The sequence below is a fragment of the Lentzea chajnantorensis genome (genome assembly GCF_054300775.1).
Genome location: NZ_JBSDZT010000002.1, coordinates 1,918,128 through 1,940,292, shown reverse-complemented (window position 1 = coordinate 1,940,292; position 22,165 = coordinate 1,918,128). Strand labels below are relative to the sequence as shown.

The window sequence follows — 22,165 nt, the reverse complement described above, 5'->3', positions numbered from 1 at the left end:
GGGTACGCGGTGAACGAGTATTTGACGCGTCGTCGGACCATCGACCACGGACGCAGGACGAGCACGGGCTGTACGGGCTGACCGCCCCCAGCCCCCTTTCGCTCATCCCTGCCCAGGAGATGTTCCAGTGTCGATCGTCCAGACATACCGCAAACCCAAGGTCTTCGGCCTGACCGTGCTCGCCGCGCTCGTCCTCGGCGCGCTGGCCGGCTGGCTCGGGAAGGGCACGTGGCTCGCACCCGTGCTCGCCTGGATCGGCGGCAACTTCACCAAGCTGCTCCAGCTCACCGTCATCCCGCTCGTGTTCACGGCGATCGTCGTCGGCATCGCGTCGCTGCGGCACCTCGGCGGCGGTCGCACCGCCGCGCGCCTGGGCGGCAAGACGTTCCTGTGGTTCGGCATCACGTCGCTGGTCGCCGTGCTGATCGGCCTCGCCGTCGGCGCGGTCCTCAAGCCCGGCCAGGGCGTGCAGATCGAACCCGCCGCCGGTGCCGTCGACAAGCTCGCCAAGCGCGCGTCCGGCTCGTGGAGCGCGCTGCTCGACAACCTGGTCCCGTCGAACATCTTCAGCGCCTTCACCGAGGGCGACGTGCTGCAGGTCGTGTTCATCGCGGTGCTCGTCGGCTTCGCGGCCTACGCGCTCGGCGACAAGGCCGCACCGTTCACGAACCTGGTCCGCTCGTTCTTCGACATCGTGCAGAAGGTCGTCGGCTGGATCATCCTGCTGGCCCCGATCGGCATCTTCGGCCTCATCGGCAACGCCGTCGCCACGTACGGCAACTCGTTCGTGCGGCCGCTGTTCTCGTTGATCGTCGCCGTCTACCTCGGCACCGCGATCGTGCTGTTCGTCGTCTACCCGGTGCTGCTGAAGTTCGTCGGCAAGGTCTCGCCGGTCGAGTTCTTCCGCAAGTCGTGGACGGCCATCCAGTTCGCGTTCGTGTCCCGCTCGTCGGGCGCCACGCTCCCGTTGTCCCGCAAGGCAGCCACGGACCTCGGCGTCTCGCAGGAGTACGCGAACTTCGCCGTGCCGCTGGGCACCACCACCAAGATGGACGGCTGCGCCGCGGTCTACCCGGCCGTCGCGACGATCTTCATCGCGAACCTGTTCGGCATCCAGCTCTCGGTGTGGCAGTACGTCGGCATCGTCGCGGTGGCCGTGTTCGGCGCGTTCGCGACCGCCGGCACCACCGGCTGGTACACGATGCTCACCCTGACGCTGGGCGTCATCGGCCTGCCGCCGCAGGTGATCGCGACCGGTGTGGCCGTGGTCTACGCGATCGACCCGATCCTCGACATGATGCGCACCGCGACGAACGTGGCCGGGCAGATCACCGTGCCGGTCGTGGTCGCCCGCAGCGAGGGCCTGATCGAGGACGGCGCTCCCGCCGAGAAGGAACTGATCAACGCCTGACGCCTAGGCGTCGGTGCAGGGACGGAGCTGGGACAACCTCGGCGCCGGTGCGGGCCAGCCTGGCAGCTGCTCCCGCGCCGGCGCCGCCTGCGTGCAGCCGATGTCCGGACCGAGTGCGCTGAACACCTGCACGAACGCGTCGCGGCACTGACCGCCGCACGCGAGCTGCGCGGCGACGATGTCCGCGACGCCGTCCTCGTCGACGTCGTGCAGCCCCAGGTAGGCCGCGCTCGCCAGGTACGTCGTCTGGATGCGCGACCACGTGCCGTTCTTGCGGACCAGCACCTCGCCGAGCACCTCGTCGTTGTGCGGGCCGCGCACCAGGCACACGCTGACCGCCGACGCGTGGCACAGCAACGAGTCGGCGGTGATCGTCGCGCCCGCCTCGGCGGTGGTCATCTCGAAGATGAACGTGCCGGTCTCCCCGGTCACCCTGATCCGCCCGCCGCCGGTGCCGCCGAGCAGCTCCACCATGTCGCCGCCGACCGACCTGCCGACGACGGACTGGCAGACGGTGGTGCCGCAGCGCATTCCCCCGCCGCTGCCGGACTGGCCCGAACCGGTGTGGTCGGGACGCTGGGAGTAGGCGAACACCAGCCCCGCGACGACCACGGCGGCAGCGACGACGGCGACCACCCGCGAGGACCTGGCTGCACCCACAGAGCAGATTGTGGCGGATGGGCCCACGATGGATGTGAAGTGAGCCGTCTCTCCCTCTCCCCGTTCACCGGTTTCCGTAGACTGCGGCACCAGCCAGAGCCGTAATTGCCGGTCCCAGCAGGAGGTACGACGCCGTGTCGCTGCGCAAGGTCCTCATCGCCAACCGCGGTGAGATCGCCGTCCGGGTCATCCGCGCCTGCAAGGACGCCGGGCTGACGAGCGTCGCCGTCTACGCCGACCCCGACCGGGACGCACCGTTCGTCCGGCTCGCCGACGAGGCGTTCGCGCTCGGCGGGAACACCCCCGGCGAGAGCTACCTGTCGATCGAGAAGGTGCTGGCCGCCGCAGCGCAGTCCGGTGCCGACTCCGTGCACCCCGGTTACGGCTTCCTGTCCGAGAACGCCGAGTTCGCGCAGGCCGTGCTGGACGCGGGCCTGGTCTGGGTCGGCCCGACCCCGCAGGCGATCCGCGACCTCGGCGACAAGGTGACCGCGCGGCACATCGCGATGCGCGCCGGCGCGCCGCTGGTGCCCGGCACCAAGGACCCGGTGTCCGGCCCCGACGAGATCATCGCGTTCGCCGAGGAGAACGGCCTGCCGATCGCGATCAAGGCCGCGTTCGGCGGCGGTGGCCGCGGCCTGAAGGTCGCGCGGACGCTGGAGGAGATCCCCGAGCTGTTCGACTCCGCGGTGCGCGAGGCCGTCACGGCGTTCGGCCGCGGCGAGTGCTTCGTCGAGCGGTACCTGGACAAGCCGCGCCACGTCGAGGCCCAGGTGCTCGCGGACACGCACGGCAACGTGATCGTCGTCGGCACCCGCGACTGCTCCCTGCAGCGCCGCCACCAGAAGCTCGTCGAGGAGGCGCCCGCGCCGTTCCTGACCGACGAGCAGCGCGCCACCATCCACTCGTCGGCCAAGGCGATCTGCCTGGAGGCCGGCTACCACGGCGCCGGCACCGTCGAGTACCTCGTGGGCCTCGACGGGTCGATCTCGTTCCTGGAGGTCAACACCCGGCTGCAGGTCGAACACCCGGTGTCGGAGGAGACCACGGGCCTCGACCTGGTGCGCGAGCAGTTCCGCATCGCCGCGGGCGAGAAGCTGCGGTACACCGAGGACCCGGCGCCCCGCGCGCACTCCATCGAGTTCCGGATCAACGGTGAGGACGCCGGCCGCGGCTTCCTGCCGGCGCCGGGCACCGTGACCACGTTCGTGGCGCCGTCCGGGCCGGGCGTGCGCGTGGACGCCGGTGTGGAGAGCGGTTCCGTGATCGGCGGGCAGTTCGACTCGCTGCTGGCCAAGCTGGTCGTGACCGGCGAGACCCGCGAGGAGGCCCTGGCGAGGGCCCGGCGCGCGCTGGACGAGATGGTCGTCGACGGCATGGCGACCGTGCTGCCGTTCCACCGCGTGATCGTGCGCGACGCGGCGTTCACCGCCGAGAAGCCCGAGGGCTTCACCGTGCACACGCGGTGGATCGAGACGGAGTTCGACAACCGGATCCCGCCGTTCTCCGGTGGCGCGGACGCCGCCGCCGAGGAGGCGCCGCGGCAGACCGTGGTGGTCGAGGTCGGCGGGCGGCGGTTGGAGGTGTCGCTGCCGGGTGACCTCGCGGTGGGCGCGCGTCCGGCCGCCGGTGGTGCCGCCGTGAAGAAGCCGGCGAAGGCCAAGCGCGCGGGCGGCGGGTCGGCGGCGGTGTCCGGTGACGCGGTGGCGGCGCCGATGCAGGGCACCATCGTGAAGGTGGCCGTGGAGGACGGGCAGACCGTCGCGGCCGGGGACCTGATCGTGGTGCTGGAGGCCATGAAGATGGAGAACCCGGTGACGGCGCACAAGGCGGGCACCGTGACGGGGCTGGCGGCCGCGCCCGGTGACCCGATCACCCAGGGCACCGTGATCTGCGAGCTGAAGGACTGACAGCTCAAGCATCTGCGGGGGAAGCAGGGTGGGGGCTCGCCTACCATTGAGGGGTGAGCGACCCGGCACGGGACATCCGCATCGGCGACACCGAGCGCAGCCAGGCGTTGCAGGTGCTCGGTGAGCACATGAGCGCGGGCCGCATCGACGTGGACGAGTACGGCGAGCGGTCCGCGCGGATCACCACCGCGAAGACCCGCGGTGAGCTGCTCGCGCAGTTCCGCGACCTGCCGGACCCGCGGCCGCAGTTCGCCGTGCCGACGCCGATGTTCGACCAGCCCTCTGCCGTGCCCGCGCGCCGCTGGGAGGGCGCGGTGGTGCCGGTGGTCGGGGTCGCCGTGGTGATCGCGTTCTTCGTGCTCGTCAAGAACCCGCTGATCTTCCTGCTCATCCCCGCCGTCGCGATCCTGTGGGGGCAGTGGAACGGGCGCCGGCGGTGAAACCGCTGCTGCTGCTCGACCTCGACGGGGTGTTGCGCGCGTACCCGCCGACCCCGCCGGACGTCGCCGCCGTCGCGTTCGAGCCCGGTCTGCTGCACCGGGCCGTCACCGGTGAGATCACCGACGCGCAGTGGCAGGACGAGATCGCCAGGACGATCCCCCGCGAACGGGTCGACGCGTGGGCGGCGGGCGGTGAGGTCGTTCCCGAGGCCCTGCACCTGGCCCGGCTGGCACGCCGGCAGTGCTTCGTGGCGCTGCTGTCGAACGCGACCACGCGGCTGGAGGCGGACCTGGCCGTGCTCGGGCTCGACGGGGAGTTCGACGCGGTCTTCAACTCCTCCCGCCTGGGCGTCGCGAAGCCGGACCCCGCGATCTACCGGCGGGTGCTCGACGAGCTCGGCCGCACCACGGCGGTGTTCTGCGACGACAGCGAGGAGAACGCCGTCGCGGCGACCGCGGCCGGGTTGGACGGCGTGCACGTGCCGGACGTGCGGGCGCTGCGGGTGGCGCTGGCCACGCGCGGGCTGATCCCGCCGACCGTGCTGCTGGTGCTGCCCGACCGCGACGAGGCCGAGGAGCTCGCCACCGAGCTGCTGGGAGAGGGCTGGGCGCCCGCGCGGGTGCACCGGGACATGCTGGCCGGTGAGGACGACGCCGAGGACGTGGACTGGGTGGTCGAGCTGACCACCGCACCGGACGGCTCCCCCGCCTCCGCGCACCGCGACGAGCTCGACGAGCTGGCGGAGCGGCACGACGGGTTCGCCGCGGAGCACTAGCCTCACCCGCGTGGAAGCAGTCGAGATCAACGCCGGCGAGTACTACCTGAGGGCGTTCCGGCGGGACGACCGGATCAACGACGTCCCGGCGATCACGGCCGCGTTCGCCGACGAGGAGACGCGCCGGTACATGCCGAGGATGGGGCTGCACAACGAGGCGGCGGCCGAGATCTTCATCGACTACCTGACCAACGGCTGGACCTACGAGCAGCGCGTCTCGTGGGCGGTGTGCGACGCGACGACGGCCGAGCTGCTGGCCGGTGTGGTGATCCGCGACCTGGACCTGAAGTTCGGGCTCGGCGAGATCACCTGCTGGACGCAGCCGGAGCACCGCGGCCGGGGCGTGCTGACGATCGCGCTGAACTCGACGCTCGCGTTCGCGTTCGGCGGGCTGGGCGTGCACCGGGTCGCCTACCGGCACGCGGCGTCGAACAAGGCGTCGCAGCGCGTCGCGGAGAAGTGCGGGTTCACCCTGGAGGGTCGACTTCGCGACGAGGCGATAGTCGATGAGCAGCGAGAAGACATGTTGCTCTGGTCTCGCCTGGCCACGGACCCCTTCCCGGAGCAGCTACGGTGACCGGCCATGCGGATCCGAGCGCTCCTCACCGCCGCGGTGGTGGTGCCGGCGCTGGCGCTGACCGGGTGCACGACCGGGCCTGAACGCAGCTCCGGCGACAGCAGTGCCCCGCCGCCGGCGCCCACGTCCTCGGCGACCAGGCCGTCCCTGCCGCCCCGGCCGCTGGCGGTCCCGCTGGACGAGGTCGACCCGTGCGCGGTGCTGACCGCCGACCAGCGCACGGCGCTGAGCCTGGACAGCCCGCCGAACCCGTACGTCGAGACGAGCTTCAACGGCGCGAAGGCGTGCTCGATCCGCAGCACGACCAGCGGCAACGTCGCCCGCCTCGCGCTCGTCCTGGTCTCCGGCGCCGACGTGTGGATCTCGGAGAACGCCCAGGTCGAGTACGTCATCGGGGCGATCGAGGGGTTCGCGGCGATTACTGTCCGCACACCCGGGATCGACGACGTCTGCAACGTCGAGGTCGACGTCGCCGAGGGCCAGTTCCTCGACGTCATGTTCCGCGACGGCGGCAATTCCAGTGGCGCGCAACAAGATCATTTGTGTCTCGGGGCCCAGCGGGTGGCGGAGGCCGCGATGGCCAGTTTGACCCAGAAGCGCTGACCCACACGGGGGGAAGTCACCCGTTGCACTCCACAGCGTTACCTTCGGTGGTTAGAGTGGCTGAGCGCTTGCAAGCACAACCGCCGGAGGTTCCACCATGCCGCCAGGGGGACGCAGCGGGGCTGACTCCTCGCCGCCCGTCCAGCACGAGCTGAACGTGGAGCCGGACGCGATCCCCGCGTTGCGCAGCACCTTCTCAGCCGCGTTGACGAAGCTCGACAAGCAGATCGAGCTCGCCGTCACCGAGTTCCGGGTCCGCCCGTGGGCCGGCGACCCGGTCAGCGCCGAGGCAGCGGAGAAGTTCAACGAGCGGTCGGTCACCGACGGCGACTCCGCCCTCGAGGCGCTGCAGAACTACCAGCGGCAGCTGAAGACGGCGATGGACAACCTGAACCAGATCGAACGCCAGTACCGCGTGGTCGAGGGCGACAACACGGGCCTGATGGGGAAGAGTGGTTGCTGAGATGGTGGAGCACCGCTGGCAGGGCTACAGCCACGAGGAACTCTACGCGCGCATCCACGCCGGTCCCGGCGCTGCTGCCTCGCACACCTCGGTCGAGCGCTGGGCCGGTGTGTCCAGTGCGCTGAGCGAGATCAACGACGACCTGCACCGCGGCATCGCGAAGTCCGGCGCCCGGTGGCAGGGCAGGGCGGCCGAGCAGGCCGCCGCCGGCATGAACCCGCTCGCCGCCTGGGCCGACGGCGCCCGCGGCGGAGCCGACGTCATGCGCTACTCGGCCGAGCTGCAGGCCGACCACATCGCCAAGGCCCGCGCCGACATGCCCGCGCCGGTGAAGGTGACGGCGGAGCAGCCGAACGCGCTGGTCAGCGGCATCGTGCACCTCTTCGGCGGCCAGACCGACCACGAGCAGCAGGAGGCGGCAGCGGACTCCGCGGAGCGCCGCGCCCGTGAGGTCATGGCCACCTACGCGTCGTCCACGACGGCGAACACCTCGACGCTGGGCCAGTTCACCCAGCCGCCGCAGCTGCAGATCAGCGCCTCGGGCATCACGTCGAGCAGCGGCCCCGGCGTGCACACGCCCGGTGGCTGGGTCTTCGGCCCGCACGGCGGCACGGGCACCGGTCCGCGCACCCGCACGGGCTCCGGCTCGCGCGGCTCGACCACCGCGCCCCCGCGTGGCGGCAGCGGCACCGCTCCGGGCACCACGACCCGCAGCTCGGGCGTGTCGCCCGCGGCGACCACGGGCAGGGGCACCGGTTCGACGTCGCTGTCCTCGGCCGGCCAGGCCGGCACCGCGGGCACGTCCGGTCCGGCGGGCACCGGCGCGGCCGGCGTCGGCACCACGGGCGCCGTGCCCGGTCAGCGCACCGGCAACCGCTCGTCGTCCTCGGCCGGCACCGGTGAGGTGAAGGAGATGGAGGAGGGCGCGACCGCGTCGTCGTCGGCGGCCGTCGGCCAGATGGTCGGCCACAGCGCGACGGTCAACAACGCGGGTGGCGCCCACGGTTCGTCGATGGGCCCGCTGGGCACCGTCGGCGGGCAGAACAACGACCGCGTGCACCAGCGCTCCGTGCCGTTGCCGCAGTCGTACGACCCGTTCGGCGGCATGGGCCCGCGCAAGGGCGAGGACGAAGAGGACCTTGAGCACAAGGCCGCCGACTACCTGCGCGAACGCGATGACATCTACGGGATCGGCAGCTACGCGCTGCCGGTGATCGGGGAGAGCACGACCGACTGATGACGCTGCTGGGCCTGGACCTCGGGACGAGTGACACGCGCGACCCGGTGGTCATCTCCGCGCTGGAGTTCGACGTCCTCTGGGAGCACCTCGGCCTGGAGACGATGCCGCTGGTGCTCAAGGTGCCCTCACCGGGCAAGACCCGCGAGGAACGCCGCGTGCTCGAGGACCAGGTCTGGCGCCAGCTCGGCGCCCGCGGCCTGGGCGGCCCGCGGTCGCTGGACCCGACCCTGGAAGACCTGCTGCACGTGCTCAACCGCCCGCAGCGGGAGATCGACGCCCGCCTCTGGCTGCACGAGCGCAGCGTCCGCCTGCTGGCGGCCGGCAAGGGCCAGGCCGGTGTGCTCGCCGTCCTCGACGGCGGCCAGCTCCTGCTGCGCCCCGCGGAGGCCGACGGGCTGCCCCGTGAGGCCCTGACCGTCCTGCCGTCCGCGCCGGCCGGGGAGGGCCACTCCATCACCCTGCCGTCGGCGGACCTGGACGCGGCGGCCTCCTCAGCGGCCTCACCCGAGGACCTGGAGGCCGAGCTGCGCTCCCGCGGCCTGCGCGCCGACGACGCCCACGCGCTGGCCGACATGGTCCGCGACGCCACGCACCGCGGCCAGTTCGGCGCGGCGGCCCGCGACAAGTGGGGCAAGCGGGTGCGGCCGGACCGGGTGGTCTCGTTCTACGACACGCCCCAGGGCCGCTACCTGCAGATGCGCCGGGCCTCGGAGGGCAGGCCGCCGTGGTCGACGATCACCCCGGTGGACTACCGCCGGCTGCACCACCACCTGGTGGAGCTGCTGGAAGAGGCCACCGGCCAGCCGTTCTGACCCCTCACGCGCCCCTTCGCCCGCCTGCTGAGGTGCACGCGGGGAGCTTTCGTGCGCTGTGAGCGCACGAAAGGGCCCCGCGTGAGGGCAGCGGCGCGGGGCGCGCAGGGAGAGGGAGCTAGGGGCCGATGCCCTGGCAGGGGCGGGTCCGCAGGTCGTTGACGTAGTCGTGCGGAGCGCCGGCGGCCTCGGCCGCGTCCGCCACGACGCCGATGTACCGGGCGGAGGGCAGGCCGCCCTCGTACGCGTCGAGGACGTACAGCCAGGCCACCACGGACCCCTCGAGGGTCTGCACCCGCAGCCTGATCTTCTTGTACAGCCCGAGCGCCCCCTCCCACCGGTCCAGGCGCGACTCGTCGCGCGGTGAGACGTCGTAGAGCACGCAGAACGTCTGCTGGTCCGGCTCTTCGACGATGGTGGCGAGCGCACCCTCCCAGCCGAGGTCCTCGCCGCCGAAGGTCAGACGCCAACCCACGAGCCAGCCGGTCCCCGCGAGCGGGGAGTACGGGGCTCGCTCCATCATCTGGTTCGGATCCATGTTCGACCCGTACGCGGCATAGAGCGGCACGTCCGACAGAGTAGCGACTCGACGATCAGCTTTCGGTCCTGGCGACACGGCGGTTCGCGACAACGCGTACGGTTGTCCCGGCCAGCAAGCACGCAGAAGGGAACTGATCGTGACCCGCATCGTCATCATGGGCGGCGGACCCGCAGGTTACGAGGCAGCCCTGGTTGCGGCTCAGCACAGCGCTGACGTGACCCTGGTGGAGACCGACGGGGCGGGTGGCGCGTGCGTGCTGTACGACTGCGTGCCGTCGAAGACCTTCATCGCGTCGGCGGGGGCCCGCAGCGCCTTCCGCAACGCCGGTGAGCTGGGCATCCAGACCAACAACGACCAGGCGGCGGTCGACCTGCCGGTCGTGCACGGCCGGGTGAAGGGGCTCGCCCTCGCCCAGTCCGCCGACGTGCGGGCGCGGTTGCAGCGCGAGGGCGTGCGGCTGATCAACGGCCGGGCCCGGTTCGCGGACGGTTCGAAGGGGCTGGCCCAGCACCGCGTGGTCGCGACGACCCCGGACGGTGCCGAGGAGGTCCTGACCGCCGATGTGGTGCTCATCGCAACGGGTGCCACCCCGCGCGTCCTGCAGGGCGCCGAGCCGGACGGCAAGCGCGTCCTGACCTGGCGGCAGATCTACGACCTGCCCGAGCTGCCCGAGCACCTGGCCGTCATCGGCTCCGGTGTGACCGGTGTCGAGTTCGCCAGCGCCTACACCGAGATGGGCGTGAAGGTGACGATGGTCTCCAGCCGGGACCGGGTGCTCCCCCACGAGGACGCCGACGCGGCCGCGGTGCTGGAGGACGTGTTCGCCGAGCGCGGCACGGCCGTGGTCAAGCACGCGCGCGCGGACAAGGTTGAGAACGTCGGCGACGGCGTCCTGATCCACCTGGAAGACGGTCGCACGATCGAGGCGTCGCACGCCCTGATGACCGTCGGTTCCGTCCCGAACACCGACGACATCGGTCTCGACAAGATCGGCATCGAGCTCGGGCGCGGCGGTTACATCCCGGTCGACCGGGTCAGCCGCACGAACGTCAGCGGCGTCTACGCGGCCGGCGACTGCACCGGTGTGCTGCTGCTCGCCTCGGTCGCCGCCATGCAGGGCCGCATCGCCATGTGGCACGCGCTGGGCGAGGGCGTCAGCCCGATCAAGCTCAAGACCGTCGCCGCGAACGTCTTCACCAACCCCGAGATCGCGAGCGTCGGCATCAGCCAGCAGGCGATCGACTCGGGCGAGGTGCCGGCCCGCACGATCATGCTGCCGCTCGCCACGAACCCCCGCGCCAAGATGGAGGGTCTGCGCCGCGGCTTCGTGAAGCTGTTCTGCCGCCCGGCCACCGGCGTGGTCATCGGCGGTGTCGTGGTGGCGCCGAACGCGAGCGAGCTGATCCTGCCGATCGCGCTGGCCGTGCAGAACCAGCTGACCGTCGAGCACCTCGCGACGACGTTCTCCGTCTACCCGTCGCTCTCGGGCTCCATCACCGAGTCCGGCCGCCAGCTCATGCGGCACGACGATCTCGACTAGGTAACTCAGACCTCCCCCGGCAACCGAGGCGCCCTCCGGGGCGTCTTCGGGGTGCGAGTTCCACTCAGGGGGAGAAACAGATGAAGCGCATTTTCGCGACCGTCGTCGCGCTCGGAGCCACGTTCGCATTCGCACATGCAGCGGGCGCGCAGGAGAACGCCGGGTTCACCCTCGACAGGAGCGAGTACCTGCCGGGCGCACCGGTCGGGGTCACCGCTGACCAGGGGCACAACTGCGTCGGACCGGTCACCTCGAAGGGTTTCGCCGCGCCGATCGAGCTCGAGAAGAACCAGCCGAACCTCCTCGCAGGTCGCGGGACCGCTGTCGACCAGAACGGTGAGTACGAGGCCACGGCGACCTGCGGGGGCAAGCCGGTCACGGTCAAGTTCAGGGTGGTCGAGACGTTCTACTTCTTCCCGGACGACGTGGTCGAGGCGGGCGGCACCATCGACGTGCACCGGCAGGTCACGGCGATGTGCACGGGCCCGGTGACGTCCGCCGGGTTCGTCGAGCCGATCGACATCGTCTACAAGACCGAGGGATCGTTGCGGAACGGTCGCGGCAAGGTCGTCGACACGCCGGGGACCTACGAGGCGTCGATGCAGTGCTCCGGCCAGACCGCGACCAGGAAGTTCACGGTCAAGGCCAAGGCCGGACAGCCCGCGGCGAAGCCGAAGACGCCGATCGTGAAGCCCAAGGGCGCGCCGCAGACCGGCGGCGGGGGCACGGCCCGGTGAAGCGGCTCGCCATCGCGGTCGTGGTGGTGGCACTGGCGCTGCTCAGCGCCTGTGCCACCCCTCCCGCGGCAGAACCGCGGACGACCCCGCCGCCGAGCGGTTCACCGGCGCACCCGACCGGTTCCGCGGCACGAACGGTCGCCGAGAAGGGCATGCCACCGTCGGAACCGACCGAGGTGCGCATCCCGAAGATCGGCGCCACGTCGTCACTCGTCCCGCTCGGCCTGAACGCCGACGAGACGGTCGAGGTGCCGCCGGTCGAACAGCCGATGCAGGCCGGGTGGTACCGGCTCGCACGCACTCCCGGCGAGGCCGGTCCCGCGATCCTGCTGGGTCACGTCGACGGGCTGAAGAAGCCGGGGATCTTCTTCCGCCTCAAGGAACTGGTCGCCGGTGACGAGGTCGAGGTGTCCAGGAAGGACGGCACCACGGCCAGGTTCCGCGTGCGCAAGACCGAGCAGATCGCCAAGGCCGGTTTCCCCACCGAGGCCGTCTACGGCGACACCGCCGAACCCGAGCTGCGGCTGATCACCTGCGGGGGCAGCTTCGACGAGGCCGCGCACAGCTACCGGGACAACATCATCGTCTACGCGACGCTGATCTGAGGAAAAGGCCGCCTGTCGGCAACCGAACCGCCCGCTCGGGCGTGTTCGGTACCAGCAGTCCATGTGCCCGAGGGGGGAGAGACAGCCATGATCAGGTCAGTTGCCGCGCTCGCGGCCGTCGGCGTGGTGTTCGCGCTCACGCCGATCGCCGCTGCCCAGGAGGACGTCACGCCGAAGTTCTCGCTGGGGGGCGAGGTCTTCCCGCACGCTTCCGAGTTCACCGCGACGATCGAGGAGGGCACCTGTCCCGGCGGTCCGACGTCGCTCACGTCGCCCGGCTTCGCGACGTTCGACCTGGCCACCCTGCGCGGCAGGTTCGCCGACGTGCAGGGCCCGTTCGCGGCGTACCTGGAGTGCAAGGGCACCAGCGCACAGGGGGTCGTGCGCTACCGGCTGGACAAGCCGCAGCCGCCGGTGCCCCCGTTCGACGGCCGGTTCCTCGACAAGGAGGTGTACGCGCCGGGCGAGACGATCAAGGTGCAGGTCACCGGGTACTCGTTCTGCCCCACCGCCGAGTCGAACGGCTTCGTCGCACCGATCAGCCTCCCGAACAACCCCGGGGGCAGCGCGCACGGCGAAGGCAAGGCGACCGGCACGCCCGGAACGTACGAAGCGACGGTCCACTGCTACAAGAACCAGACCTTCGTGAACACGTTCACCGTCAAGGCCCCGCCGACCACCCCGCCGACCTCCACGACGCCTCCGGCAGCGCCCACGGCCAAGCCCAAGCCGCCCATCGTGAAGCCCAAGGGCGCGCCGCAGACCGGTGGAGGCGGCACGGCCTGATCACAGTTCGGCACTGTCCTGGCCGGACGAGCAACCTGACCACCGGATGTGCGTCAATGGGTTCGTGGGGACTCGTGTCTTGATCGCGGTGCTGAGCGTGGCCCTGGCCGGCACCGCCTGCTCGCAGCCGGCGCCGAAGCCGACGGCTGCGACGAGCGAGAGCGCACCGCCGCCGGTGGTGTCGCCGCTCGGCAACTCGGATCCGATGGAGCTGAGAGTCGAGCGCATCGGCGTGCGGTCCTCGCTGATCCAGCTGCCCCTCGGCGCGGACGGCGCCGTGCAGATGCCCCCGGCCAACGAGGGCATGCAGGCCGGCTGGCACCAGACGCAACCGAAGCAGTGGATCATCGTCGGGCGGATCGAGAGCAACGGGGCCCGCGGCGTGTTCTACCGGCTGAACGACCTGGCAGAGGGCGACGTCGTCGAGGTGTCCAAGAAGGACGGTTCGGTGGCGCGGTTCACGGTGACGCGCACCGAGCGGGTCATCCGCGACGACTACTTCGCCGAGGCCGTGGCGAAGGACGCGGACCAGCAGGGGCTGCGGCTGATCACGTGCGGCACCCGCGACAACGTGATCGTGCACGCTGTTTGACGGCGAGTTCGTGCCGGTCGTCCGGCACGAACTCGCCGTGCCGTGACTCCTAGTCCTCGACCCAGTCGAAGGTCTTCGTGACGGCCTTCTTCCAGTTCGCGTACTCCGACGTGCGGCGGGAGTCGTCCATCTGCGGCTCCCACTGCTTGTCCATCGCCCAGTTCTCGCGGATGTCGTCCTCGGTCTTCCAGAACCCGACGGCGAGCCCGGCCGCGTAAGCGGCGCCCAGCGCGGTCGTCTCGGCCACGACCGGCCGGATCACCGGCACGCCCAGGATGTCCGCCTGGAACTGCATCAGCAGCTCGTTCACGACCATGCCGCCGTCGACCTTCAACGCGGTGAGGTCCACGCCCGAGTCGGCGTTCATCGCGTCGAGCACCTCGCGCGTCTGGAACGCGGTCGCCTCCAGCACCGCGCGCGCCAGGTGGCCCTTGTTGACGAACCGGGTGAGGCCCACGATCGCGCCGCGGGCGTCGGAGCGCCAGTAGGGCGCGAACAGGCCGGAGAAGGCGGGCACGAAGTACGCGCCGCCGTTGTCCTCGACCGACCGCGCGTGCCGCTCGACCTCGGCCGCGTCGCCGATCATGCCGAGGTTGTCGCGCAGCCACTGCACCAGCGAGCCGGTGACGGCGATCGAGCCCTCCAGCGCGTACACGGGTGCCGCCTCGCCGATCTTGTAGCAGATCGTGGTCAGCAGGCCGTTCTCGCTCATCACCTTCTCGGTGCCGGTGTTGAGCAGCATGAAGTTGCCGGTGCCGTAGGTGTTCTTGGCCTCGCCGGGCGAGAGGCAGGCCTGCCCGAACGTCGCCGCCTGCTGGTCGCCGAGGATGCCCGCGATCGGCACGCCGGCGAGCGCGCCGCGTTCCCGCACCTGCCCGTAGACCTCGGAGGAGGACCGGATCTCCGGCAGCATCGACATCGGGATGCCCATGTCGGATGCGATGGAGGAGTCCCACTGCAGCGTGTCGAGGTCCATCAGCATGGTGCGGGAGGCGTTGGTCGGGTCGGTGACGTGCACGCCGCCGTTCACCCCGCCGGTCATGTTCCACAGCACCCAGGTGTCCATGTTGCCGAACAGCAGGTCGCCCGCCTCGGCCTTCTCGCGGGCGCCCTCGACGTTGTCGAGGATCCAGCGGACCTTGGGGCCGGAGAAGTAGGTGGCGAGCGGCAGGCCGACCTTGGCCCGGTAGCGCTCCTGGCCGCCGCCCAGCGCACCGAGCTCGGTGACGATCCGGTCGGTGCGGGTGTCCTGCCAGACGATGGCGTTGTAGACGGGCTCACCGGTGTTGCGGTCCCACACCACCGCGGTCTCGCGCTGGTTGGTGATGCCGACGGCGACGATGTCCGCGGTGGTCAGGTCGGCCTTCGCGAGCGCGCCGGCGGCGACCTGGCGGGTGTTCTGCCAGACCTCCTTCGGGTCGTGCTCGACCCACCCGGCCTTCGGGAAGATCTGCTCGTGCTCCTTCTGGTCGACCGACACCACCCGCCCGGAGTGGTCGAAGATCATGCAGCGGGTCGACGTGGTGCCCTGGTCGATCGCGGCCACGTACTGGGTCATGCGCGTGTGTCCTTTCAGACCGGGAGAACCAGGTAGAGCAACGCCGCGAGTGCGCCGCCGACCAGCGGGCCGACGACGGGCACCCACGAGTAGCCCCAGTTTGCGCCACCCTTGTCGCGGATGGGCATGAGGAAGGCGTAGGCGATGCGCGGACCGAGGTCGCGAGCGGGGTTGATGGCGTACCCGGTGGGGCCGCCGAGTGACGTGCCGATGACCAGGACCACGAACGCCACGCCCGCGTAGCCGAGCGCCGAGTTGCCGAACTGCGGCAGTCCGCCCTCGGCGGCCTTCGCGGACGGGGACAGCAGGACCCAGGCGACGAGCACGAACGTGCCGATGACCTCGGAGACCGTGTTCCACAGCGCGTTCGGCACGGTCGGCCCGGTGGCGAAGATGCCCAGGGTGTTCTGCGGTTCGTCGTGGGTGTCGAACTGCAGCTTGTAGGTCGCCCAGCAGAGCATCGCGCCGATGATCGCACCGGCCATCTGCCCGAGGACGTAGAACGGGACGTCACCCCACGGCGTCTTGCCCGCGATGGCGAGCCCGAACGTGAGGGCGGGGTTGAGGTGCGCACCGCTCGGGTTCGCGATGCTCGCACCCGCGAAGACCGCGAACGCCCAGCCGACGTTGACGAACAGGAACCCCGTGCTGTTGCCGAGCGTGTCTTTGAGCACCTGGTTCGCGACCACACCGGTGCCCAGGAGGATGAGGACCGCCGTCCCCAGCACCTCCCACACGAAGATCGAGCCTGCACCCACCGTCAGCCTCCTTCGTCTGCGGCCAGGAGGAGCGCACACCCGGAGGTCAGGCCGCGCTGCCCGCCTGCAACGTGCTCGGACGCTATTACCGGGCTGATCAGTTGTCCACGCGAGGTGGGTTCGCCGGGCCGTTTTCAGGCCGTGGGGACCCGGTGCGCTCGCCCGTGGGCGGAGGTCGGTGACTGCAGGTAACGTGATCCGCGAGTCGGCACAGGGGAGGCATCCGTCGTGGCCACGAACAAGGACGCAGCTGAAGCACCGCAGACCCCCGTCGCCCCTCCGGTCACCGGCGGGCTGGGCCCCGCCGAACGCGAGGAGGCGTGGCAGCGCCTGGGGTCCGAGACGTTCGACGTCGTCGTGGTCGGCGGTGGGGTGGTCGGCGTCGGCGCGGCACTGGACGCGGCCACGCGCGGCCTGCGGGTGGCCCTGGTGGAGGCCCGTGACCTGGCTTCGGGCACGTCGAGCCGGTCGTCCAAGCTCTTCCACGGTGGCCTGCGCTACCTGGAGCAGCTGGAGTTCGGCCTGGTCCGCGAGGCGCTGCGGGAGCGCGAGCTGATGCTGACCCGGATCGCGCCGCACCTGGTGAAGCCCGTCGCGTTCCTCTACCCGCTGACCAACCGGATCTGGGAACGCCCGTACACCGCGGCCGGCCTGTTCCTCTACGACACGATGGGCGGGGCCCGGTCCGTGCCGGGGCAGAAGCACCTCACCCGTGCGGGTGCCCAGCGGCTCGTGCCCGCGTTGAAGCGCGACGCGCTGATCGGCGGCATCCGCTACTACGACGCCCAGGCCGACGACGCCCGGCACACGATGATGGTCGGCCGCACCGCCGCGCACTACGGCGCCGTCGTGCGCACGTCGACCCAGGTGATCAGCTTCCTGCGGGAGGCGGACCGCGTGTCCGGCGTGCGGGTCCGCGACGTCGAGGACGGCCGTGAGGTCGACGTGCGGGCGCACGCGGTGATCAACGCGACCGGTGTGTGGACCGACGAGCTGCAACGGCTCTCGGGTTCGCGCGGCCGGTTCCGGGTGCGGGCGTCGAAGGGCGTGCACATCGTCGTCCCGCGCGACCGGATCGTGGCCGAGGCGGGCATGATCCTGCGCACCGAGAAGTCCGTGCTGTTCGTGATCCCGTGGCGCAACCACTGGATCGTCGGCACCACCGACACCGACTGGAACCTCGACCTCGCGCACCCCGCCGCGACCAAGCACGACATCGACTACATCCTCGAACACGTGAACTCCGTGCTCGCGACGCCGTTGACGCACGACGACATCGAGGGCGTCTACGCGGGTCTGCGCCCGTTGCTGGCCGGTGAGTCCGACTCGACGTCGAAGCTGTCGCGCGAGCACGCCGTGGCACGGGTCGCGCCCGGTCTGGTGGCGATCGCGGGCGGCAAGTACACGACGTACCGCGTGATGGGCGCCGACGCCGTGGACGCGGCGCAGGTCGACGTGCCGGGCCGCATCCAGCCGTCGATCACCGACAAGGTGCCGCTGGTGGGTGCCGACGGCTACCACGCCCTGGTCAACCAGGCCGACCAGCTCGCGGCCAGGCACGGCCTGCACCCGTACCGCGTCCGCCACCTGCTGGACCGCTACGGCTCGCTGGTGCACGAGGTCCTCGGCCTGGCCGCGGGCAACCCTGAGCTGCTCAAGCCGATCACCGCGGCCCCCGACTACCTCCAGGTCGAGGCCGTCTACGCGGCGTCGCACGAGGGCGCCCTGCACCTGGAGGACGTCCTGACCCGCCGCACCCGCATCTCCATCGAGTACGCGCACCGCGGCGTGGACTGCGCGGAGGCCGTGGCCCGCCTGGTGGCCCCGGTCCTCGGCTGGGACGACGACGCGGTGAAGCGCGAGGTCGAGGTCTACAACGCGCGGGTCGAGTCCGAGCGCACCTCGCAGACGAAGGCGGACGACCAAGCTGCGGACGCCGTTCGTGCCGCGGCTCCCGAAGCCCGTCCGCAGTTGACCGAACCCGTGAGCTGACGAGCCGGCCTCGGGCATGCTGGGCGGCATGCCCGGGGTCGATCGTCGAACGTTCCTGAAAGCCACTGCCGCCGCCGGTGCCGCTGGTGCCGCCGTCACCGGCACCGCGCACGCCACCACCGCACCCGTCTTCGAGCACGGCGTCGCCTCCGGTGACCCGCACCCGGACGGCGTGCTGCTGTGGACCCGCGTGGTCACCGACGGGCCGATCCGCTGGGAGGTGGCCCGCGACGCGTCGTTCACGCACGTCGTGGCACGCGGCCGCACCCTCACCGGCGCCCACCGCGACCACACCGTGAAGGTCGAGGTCTCCGGCCTGCGCCCGGCCACCCGCTACTACTACCGCTTCACCGCCGCCGACGTGGTCTCCCCCGTCGGCCGCACCAAGACCGCTCCCCGCCCGTCCGCCGACTGCGGCTCGCTGACGTTCGGCGTCGTCTCCTGCGCGAACTGGATCGCCGGCCACTTCGGCGCCTACGGCTACCTCGCCACCCGTGACGACCTGGACGCCGTGATCCACCTCGGCGACTACGTCTACGAGTACTTCGAGCCCGGCGTCCGCGTCACCGAACCGCAGCACGAGTGCGAGACGCTCGACGACTACCGCACCCGCCACGCCCAGTACAAGACCGACCCGCACCTGCAGGCCCTGCACGCGGCGCACCCGGTCATCGCGACCTGGGACGACCACGAGTCGGCGGAAAATTCCTCGTCCATCGGCTCCCCTGTCCACGACCCGGCCACCGAGGGCCCCTGGGGCGCCCGTCTGGCCGCGGCCACGCAGGCCTACTTCGAGTGGATGCCGGTCCGCGAGGGCAAGCTGACCCGCCGCCTGCACTTCGGCCGCCTCGCCGACCTCACCATGCTCGACCTGCGCAGCTACCGCACCGACACGACCATCCTGGGCACCGCCCAGCGCGCCTGGTTCACGTCCGCGCTGACCGACGGCCGCGCCCGCTGGAAGCTCGTCGGCAACTCGGTGATGCTGGCCCCGCTGAAGATCCCGCCCCTGCCCGGCCTGCCGCCGACGAACACCGACCAGTGGGACGGCTTCCCCGCGGACCGCGAGGTCGTGCTGCGCGCCCTCGACCGCGCGGGCATGAAGAACGCCGTGTTCCTGACCGGCGACATCCACTCGTCGTGGGCGATCGACGTGCCGTTCGGCGAGGGCACGGTCGCCACGGAGTTCGTCTCGACCTCGGTGACCTCGGACAACTTCGACGAACGCATCGGCGTGCCGCCGCGTTCCGCGTCACTGCAGATCGAGGCCCAGTTCCGCGCCCTGAACCCGCACGTGAAGTTCGTGGAGCTCGACTCGCACGGCGCGCAGGTGCTGACCGTGACGCCGGAGCAGGTGCGGATGGACTGGCACTACCTCGCCGACAAGCGCGACCCGAACACGGCGGTGACTCTCGCGCACTCGTGGCGGACGCTGCACGACACCGCTCAGGTGGACCAGGTCCTCTGACGCGAACGGCGTCTGCAAGTACCACCAACCACGTGGTTGGTGGTACTTGCGGACGCCTTCACAGCTAGGCGAGGGCGGCCAGGGCCGTGTGGACCAGCACGCGCACCCCGACGAGCAGGGCCCGTTCGTCCAGGTCGAACGTCGGCTGGTGCAGGTCCCGCTGCTTCTCCACCCCGTTCCACACGCCGAGCCGCGCGAACGACCCGGGAACGTGCTCCAGGTACCAGCCGAAGTCCTCACCGCCGGAGGACTGCTCGGTGCCGGCCAGCGCGTCGTCGCCGAGTGCGGCCTCGATGCCGGCGCGCAGGATCTGCGTCGACTCCCGCTCGTTGACCACGGGCGGGACGCCGCGGCGGTGGTGCAGGTCGAACCCGACGCCGGTCGGCAGCAGCAGACCGGTCACCAGGTCCTTGACCAGCGGTTCCAGCTCGGCCCAGATGTCGCGGTCGCCGGTGCGCAGGGTGCCGCGCACCAGGCCGTCCTGCGGCACCGCGTTGGGCGCCTCACCGGCGTGGACGGCACCCCACACCAGCACGGTGCCGGAACGCGGGTCGACGCGGCGGGACAGCATCGTCGGCAGGCCGGTGATCACCGTGCCCAGCGCGTGCACCAGGTCGGCGGTCAGGTGCGGCCGCGACGTGTGGCCGCCCGGTGACGAAAGCCGCAGCTCCAGCAGGTCGGAGGCGGAGGTGATGGCGCCGATGCGCGTGCCGATGCGGCCGACCTGCAGGCGCGGGTCGCAGTGCAGGCCGAAGATCCGCTCCACACCGTCGAGGCCACCCGCGGCGAGCACGTCGAGCGCTCCGCCGGGCATGACCTCCTCGGCCGGCTGGAACACCAGCCGCACCCGTCCTGGCAGCTCGGTGGCGGAGGCCAGTGCCAGCGCAGCGCCCAGCAGGACCGTGGTGTGGGCGTCGTGACCGCACGCGTGCGACACACCGTCCACAGTGGACGAGAACGGCGAGCCGGTGTTCTCGTGCAACGGCAGGGCGTCCATGTCGGCGCGCAGGGCCACGATGCGGGGACCGCGGCCGATGTCGCAGATCAGGCCGGTGCCGCCGGGCAGCACGCGGGGCTTGAGGCCCACCTCGCGCAGCAGCTTCGCCACCAGCTCGGTGGTGTTGTACTCGCGCCGGGAGAAGCTCGGGGTGGGCGTGGATGTGGCGGCGCCACGCGACGACGTCCGAGGCGTGTGCCTTCAGCCAGTCGTCGAGCCAGGCGGGGCCGCGGCCCTCTCCGAGATCATCCACAGGAGACATGCTCACCCCGGTGGGGTCGACGAGCATCTCAGGGGAGGAAGAAACCGCAGCGCCGGAAAGGCGGGAGTCCAGGACCGTCATGCGGCACCTCCGCTGGCCAGCAGGCGTTCCCGCTGCTGGGGGTCGGTGGCTGTCGCGATCGTCGTCCAGGCCATGGCGAGTGCTCCGTCGAGCATCGCGCGATCGGCCGATGCCGACGCACAGGCGGTCGCGAACTCTTGTTGGTGGTTCACCGCGTCTCCGCAGTCGATGGCAATGGTCGGGTGGATTGCGGGCAACACTCTGGTGACGTTGCCCATGTCGGTGCTTCCGATCTTCCTGCCCGCTTCCTCTTCTCGGGAGAGCGGCCGTCGCCCCAGCTCGGTGGCCGCGTGCCGGTAGGCATCGGCGAGCCACGGGTCGGGGGTCAGCTCGGCGTAGATCGGCGAGACCTGCACGACCTCATGGGTGCAGCCGGTCGCCAGCGCTCCGGCCCCGAAGCAGTCCCGGATCCGGTTCTCCAGGCGCTGCAACGATTCCAGGTTCTCCGCCCTCACATCGAACATCGCCGATGCGCGGGCGGGTATTACGTTCGGGACCGTGCCGCCGTTCGTCACGATGCCGGTCACCATCTGGCCGGGCTCGAGGTGCTGCCGCAGCAGGCTGATCGAGATCTGCGCGACGGTGACCGCGTCGGCGGCGTTGATGCCCAGGTGCGGGGCGGCGGCCGCGTGTGACGGCTTGCCGCTGTAGTGCACCTCCAGGTCGGTGATGGCGAGCGAACGCGCGGCGCACGACTCGTACGGCGCGGGGTGCACCATCATCGAGAACGAGACGTCGTCGAACACGCCCCGCTCCAGCATCAGCACCTTGCCGCCACCGACCTCCTCCGCGGGCGTCCCGATCACCTTCACGGTGACACCCAGGCGGTCGGCGACGTCACGCAGCGCAAGAGCGGTTCCCACCGAAGCGGCAGCGATGACGTTGTGCCCGCACGCGTGCCCGACCTCGGGCAACGCGTCGTACTCGGCGCACAGTCCCAGCACGAGCTCGCCGTCGCCGAACGTCGCGACGAACGCCGTGTCCAGGCCGGCGACACCGGACTCGACCTTGAAGCCCTCGCGGGCCAGCAGGGAGGTGATCTTCTCCGCGCTGCGGTGCTCCTCGAACGCCAGCTCCGGTTCGGCGTGGATCGAGTGCGACAGGTCCACCAGCGCGTCGGAGTACCGCTCGACGGTCGAGCGTGTGCTGATCTTCAAGTCGGTACCCATTTGCCACCATCCTGCATCACCGCCCCCAGGACGCGACGCGCTGATGATGATCAACCGGCTGGCCGGTCGCAGCGCTGCGCCGAGCGGCGAGCGAGTTTCGGTCTGACCGATCAACGATGACGCAAATGGCCGAGAAGCACGCTTAACTTTGACTATTACGTCCCATCAGGTGGGACGCGGCGTCTCA

The 22,165-nt window shown here is 71.0% G+C and carries 21 protein-coding genes and 1 pseudogene; 16 read left to right on the top strand and 6 right to left on the bottom strand.

From position 1 onward, the window contains the following. The first annotated feature begins 127 nt into the window (after positions 1-127). Positions 128-1,411, top strand: a complete 1,284-nt coding sequence (locus ACVDFE_RS10350; protein ID WP_360401711.1) for a dicarboxylate/amino acid:cation symporter — start codon at positions 128-130, stop codon at positions 1,409-1,411. Positions 1,412-1,414: 3 nt separating this feature from the next. On the opposite strand, the gene ACVDFE_RS10345 is transcribed toward ACVDFE_RS10350, so the two are convergent. Continuing rightward, complete coding sequence (locus ACVDFE_RS10345; RefSeq protein ID WP_360401708.1) at positions 1,415-2,071, bottom strand: hypothetical protein; 657 nt, start codon at positions 2,069-2,071, stop codon at positions 1,415-1,417. A 134-nt stretch (positions 2,072-2,205) separates the two neighbouring features. Between ACVDFE_RS10345 and ACVDFE_RS10340 the strand changes: the two genes are divergently transcribed. From ACVDFE_RS10340 to ACVDFE_RS10305, 8 genes are all read left to right on the top strand, one after another. Continuing rightward, positions 2,206-3,981: an acetyl/propionyl/methylcrotonyl-CoA carboxylase subunit alpha gene (locus tag ACVDFE_RS10340; RefSeq protein WP_360401705.1), complete on the top strand. Its 1,776-nt coding sequence runs from the start codon at positions 2,206-2,208 to the stop codon at positions 3,979-3,981. Between the two features lie 53 nt (positions 3,982-4,034). Continuing rightward, entirely contained in the window at positions 4,035-4,421 is a 387-nt protein-coding gene (locus ACVDFE_RS10335) for a DUF1707 SHOCT-like domain-containing protein (RefSeq protein ID WP_360401702.1), read from the top strand. After that, on the top strand, positions 4,400-5,197 hold the full coding sequence (locus ACVDFE_RS10330; RefSeq protein WP_458430285.1) for an HAD-IA family hydrolase: 798 nt from the start codon (positions 4,400-4,402) through the stop codon (positions 5,195-5,197). Before ACVDFE_RS10335 ends, ACVDFE_RS10330 begins: the two co-directional genes overlap by 22 nt. Before the next feature lie 10 nt (positions 5,198-5,207). After that, a complete protein-coding gene (locus ACVDFE_RS10325; protein WP_458430284.1) occupies positions 5,208-5,774 on the top strand; it encodes a GNAT family N-acetyltransferase in 567 nt (188 codons plus the stop codon). A 6-nt stretch (positions 5,775-5,780) separates the two neighbouring features. Next, a complete protein-coding gene (locus ACVDFE_RS10320) occupies positions 5,781-6,377 on the top strand; it encodes a DUF3558 domain-containing protein (RefSeq protein WP_458430283.1) in 597 nt (198 codons plus the stop codon). A 97-nt stretch (positions 6,378-6,474) separates the two neighbouring features. Further along, entirely contained in the window at positions 6,475-6,840 is a 366-nt protein-coding gene (locus ACVDFE_RS10315; protein ID WP_360401690.1) for a transcriptional regulator, read from the top strand. A 1-nt stretch (position 6,841) separates the two neighbouring features. Further along, on the top strand, positions 6,842-8,077 hold the full coding sequence (locus ACVDFE_RS10310) for a PPE domain-containing protein (protein WP_458430282.1): 1,236 nt from the start codon (positions 6,842-6,844) through the stop codon (positions 8,075-8,077). After that, a complete protein-coding gene (locus tag ACVDFE_RS10305) occupies positions 8,077-8,892 on the top strand; it encodes an ESX secretion-associated protein EspG (protein WP_458430281.1) in 816 nt (271 codons plus the stop codon). Before ACVDFE_RS10310 ends, ACVDFE_RS10305 begins: the two co-directional genes overlap by 1 nt. 118 nt (positions 8,893-9,010) lie before the next feature. On the opposite strand, the gene ACVDFE_RS10300 is transcribed toward ACVDFE_RS10305, so the two are convergent. Then, the gene (locus ACVDFE_RS10300) at positions 9,011-9,460 is read right to left on the bottom strand and encodes a gamma-glutamylcyclotransferase family protein (RefSeq protein ID WP_360401681.1); all 450 of its coding nucleotides are present in this window, start codon (positions 9,458-9,460) and stop codon (positions 9,011-9,013) included. Positions 9,461-9,569: 109 nt separating this feature from the next. On the opposite strand from ACVDFE_RS10300, the gene ACVDFE_RS10295 reads away from it, so the two are divergent. The 5 genes from ACVDFE_RS10295 to ACVDFE_RS10275 all read left to right on the top strand — a co-directional run bounded on the left by ACVDFE_RS10295 (position 9,570) and on the right by ACVDFE_RS10275 (position 13,693). After that, on the top strand, positions 9,570-10,973 hold the full coding sequence (locus tag ACVDFE_RS10295) for an NAD(P)H-quinone dehydrogenase (protein WP_360401678.1): 1,404 nt from the start codon (positions 9,570-9,572) through the stop codon (positions 10,971-10,973). An 80-nt stretch (positions 10,974-11,053) separates the two neighbouring features. Continuing rightward, the gene (locus ACVDFE_RS10290) at positions 11,054-11,710 is read left to right on the top strand and encodes a hypothetical protein (RefSeq protein ID WP_360401675.1); all 657 of its coding nucleotides are present in this window, start codon (positions 11,054-11,056) and stop codon (positions 11,708-11,710) included. Further along, a complete protein-coding gene (locus ACVDFE_RS10285) occupies positions 11,707-12,315 on the top strand; it encodes a class F sortase (RefSeq protein WP_360401672.1) in 609 nt (202 codons plus the stop codon). The genes ACVDFE_RS10290 and ACVDFE_RS10285 overlap by 4 nt, the downstream gene beginning before the upstream one ends. Positions 12,316-12,402: 87 nt before the next feature. Next, positions 12,403-13,101: a hypothetical protein gene (locus tag ACVDFE_RS10280; RefSeq protein ID WP_458430280.1), complete on the top strand. Its 699-nt coding sequence runs from the start codon at positions 12,403-12,405 to the stop codon at positions 13,099-13,101. A gap of 64 nt (positions 13,102-13,165) precedes the next feature. Next, the gene (locus ACVDFE_RS10275) at positions 13,166-13,693 is read left to right on the top strand and encodes a sortase domain-containing protein (RefSeq protein WP_360401666.1); all 528 of its coding nucleotides are present in this window, start codon (positions 13,166-13,168) and stop codon (positions 13,691-13,693) included. 49 nt (positions 13,694-13,742) lie between these two features. On the opposite strand, the gene glpK is transcribed toward ACVDFE_RS10275, so the two are convergent. Together glpK and ACVDFE_RS10265 are read right to left on the bottom strand one after the other, a co-directional pair. Beyond that, entirely contained in the window at positions 13,743-15,251 is a 1,509-nt protein-coding gene (gene glpK / locus ACVDFE_RS10270; protein WP_458430279.1) for a glycerol kinase GlpK, read from the bottom strand. Positions 15,252-15,265: 14 nt separating this feature from the next. Beyond that, positions 15,266-16,009: an MIP/aquaporin family protein gene (locus ACVDFE_RS10265; RefSeq protein WP_360401660.1), complete on the bottom strand. Its 744-nt coding sequence runs from the start codon at positions 16,007-16,009 to the stop codon at positions 15,266-15,268. Between the two features lie 294 nt (positions 16,010-16,303). Here ACVDFE_RS10265 and glpD point away from each other — a divergent pair, with 294 nt between their 5' ends. Further along, entirely contained in the window at positions 16,304-18,001 is a 1,698-nt protein-coding gene (gene glpD, locus ACVDFE_RS10260; RefSeq protein WP_360401723.1) for a glycerol-3-phosphate dehydrogenase, read from the top strand. Positions 18,002-18,029: 28 nt separating this feature from the next. Then, positions 18,030-19,469 carry an alkaline phosphatase D family protein gene (locus ACVDFE_RS10255; protein ID WP_458430278.1) on the top strand — a complete coding sequence of 480 codons (1,440 nt, stop codon included), beginning with the start codon at positions 18,030-18,032 and terminating at the stop codon, positions 19,467-19,469. A 64-nt stretch (positions 19,470-19,533) separates the two neighbouring features. Here ACVDFE_RS10255 and ACVDFE_RS10250 read toward each other — a convergent pair. After that, positions 19,534-20,809: pseudogene (locus tag ACVDFE_RS10250) on the bottom strand (amidohydrolase). Beyond that, entirely contained in the window at positions 20,806-21,978 is a 1,173-nt protein-coding gene (locus tag ACVDFE_RS10245; protein ID WP_360401651.1) for a M20 family metallopeptidase, read from the bottom strand. The pseudogene ACVDFE_RS10250 and the gene ACVDFE_RS10245 overlap by 4 nt, the downstream one beginning before the upstream one ends. Between the last annotated feature and the right edge of the window lie 187 nt (positions 21,979-22,165).

What these genes read in the sequence shown, in the direction of transcription:
- ACVDFE_RS10255 (WP_458430278.1), top strand. Translation starts at nt 18,030, where the DNA reads ATGCCCGGGGTCGATCGTCGAACGTTCCTGAAAGCCACTGCCGCCGCC.
- ACVDFE_RS10245 (WP_360401651.1), bottom strand. Translation starts at nt 21,978, where the DNA reads ATGGGTACCGACTTGAAGATCAGCACACGCTCGACCGTCGAGCGGTAC.
- ACVDFE_RS10320 (WP_458430283.1), top strand. Translation starts at nt 5,781, where the DNA reads ATGCGGATCCGAGCGCTCCTCACCGCCGCGGTGGTGGTGCCGGCGCTG.
- ACVDFE_RS10290 (WP_360401675.1), top strand. Translation starts at nt 11,054, where the DNA reads ATGAAGCGCATTTTCGCGACCGTCGTCGCGCTCGGAGCCACGTTCGCA.
- ACVDFE_RS10280 (WP_458430280.1), top strand. Translation starts at nt 12,403, where the DNA reads ATGATCAGGTCAGTTGCCGCGCTCGCGGCCGTCGGCGTGGTGTTCGCG.
- ACVDFE_RS10310 (WP_458430282.1), top strand. Translation starts at nt 6,842, where the DNA reads ATGGTGGAGCACCGCTGGCAGGGCTACAGCCACGAGGAACTCTACGCG.
- glpK (WP_458430279.1), bottom strand. Translation starts at nt 15,251, where the DNA reads ATGACCCAGTACGTGGCCGCGATCGACCAGGGCACCACGTCGACCCGC.
- ACVDFE_RS10315 (WP_360401690.1), top strand. Translation starts at nt 6,475, where the DNA reads ATGCCGCCAGGGGGACGCAGCGGGGCTGACTCCTCGCCGCCCGTCCAG.
- ACVDFE_RS10305 (WP_458430281.1), top strand. Translation starts at nt 8,077, where the DNA reads ATGACGCTGCTGGGCCTGGACCTCGGGACGAGTGACACGCGCGACCCG.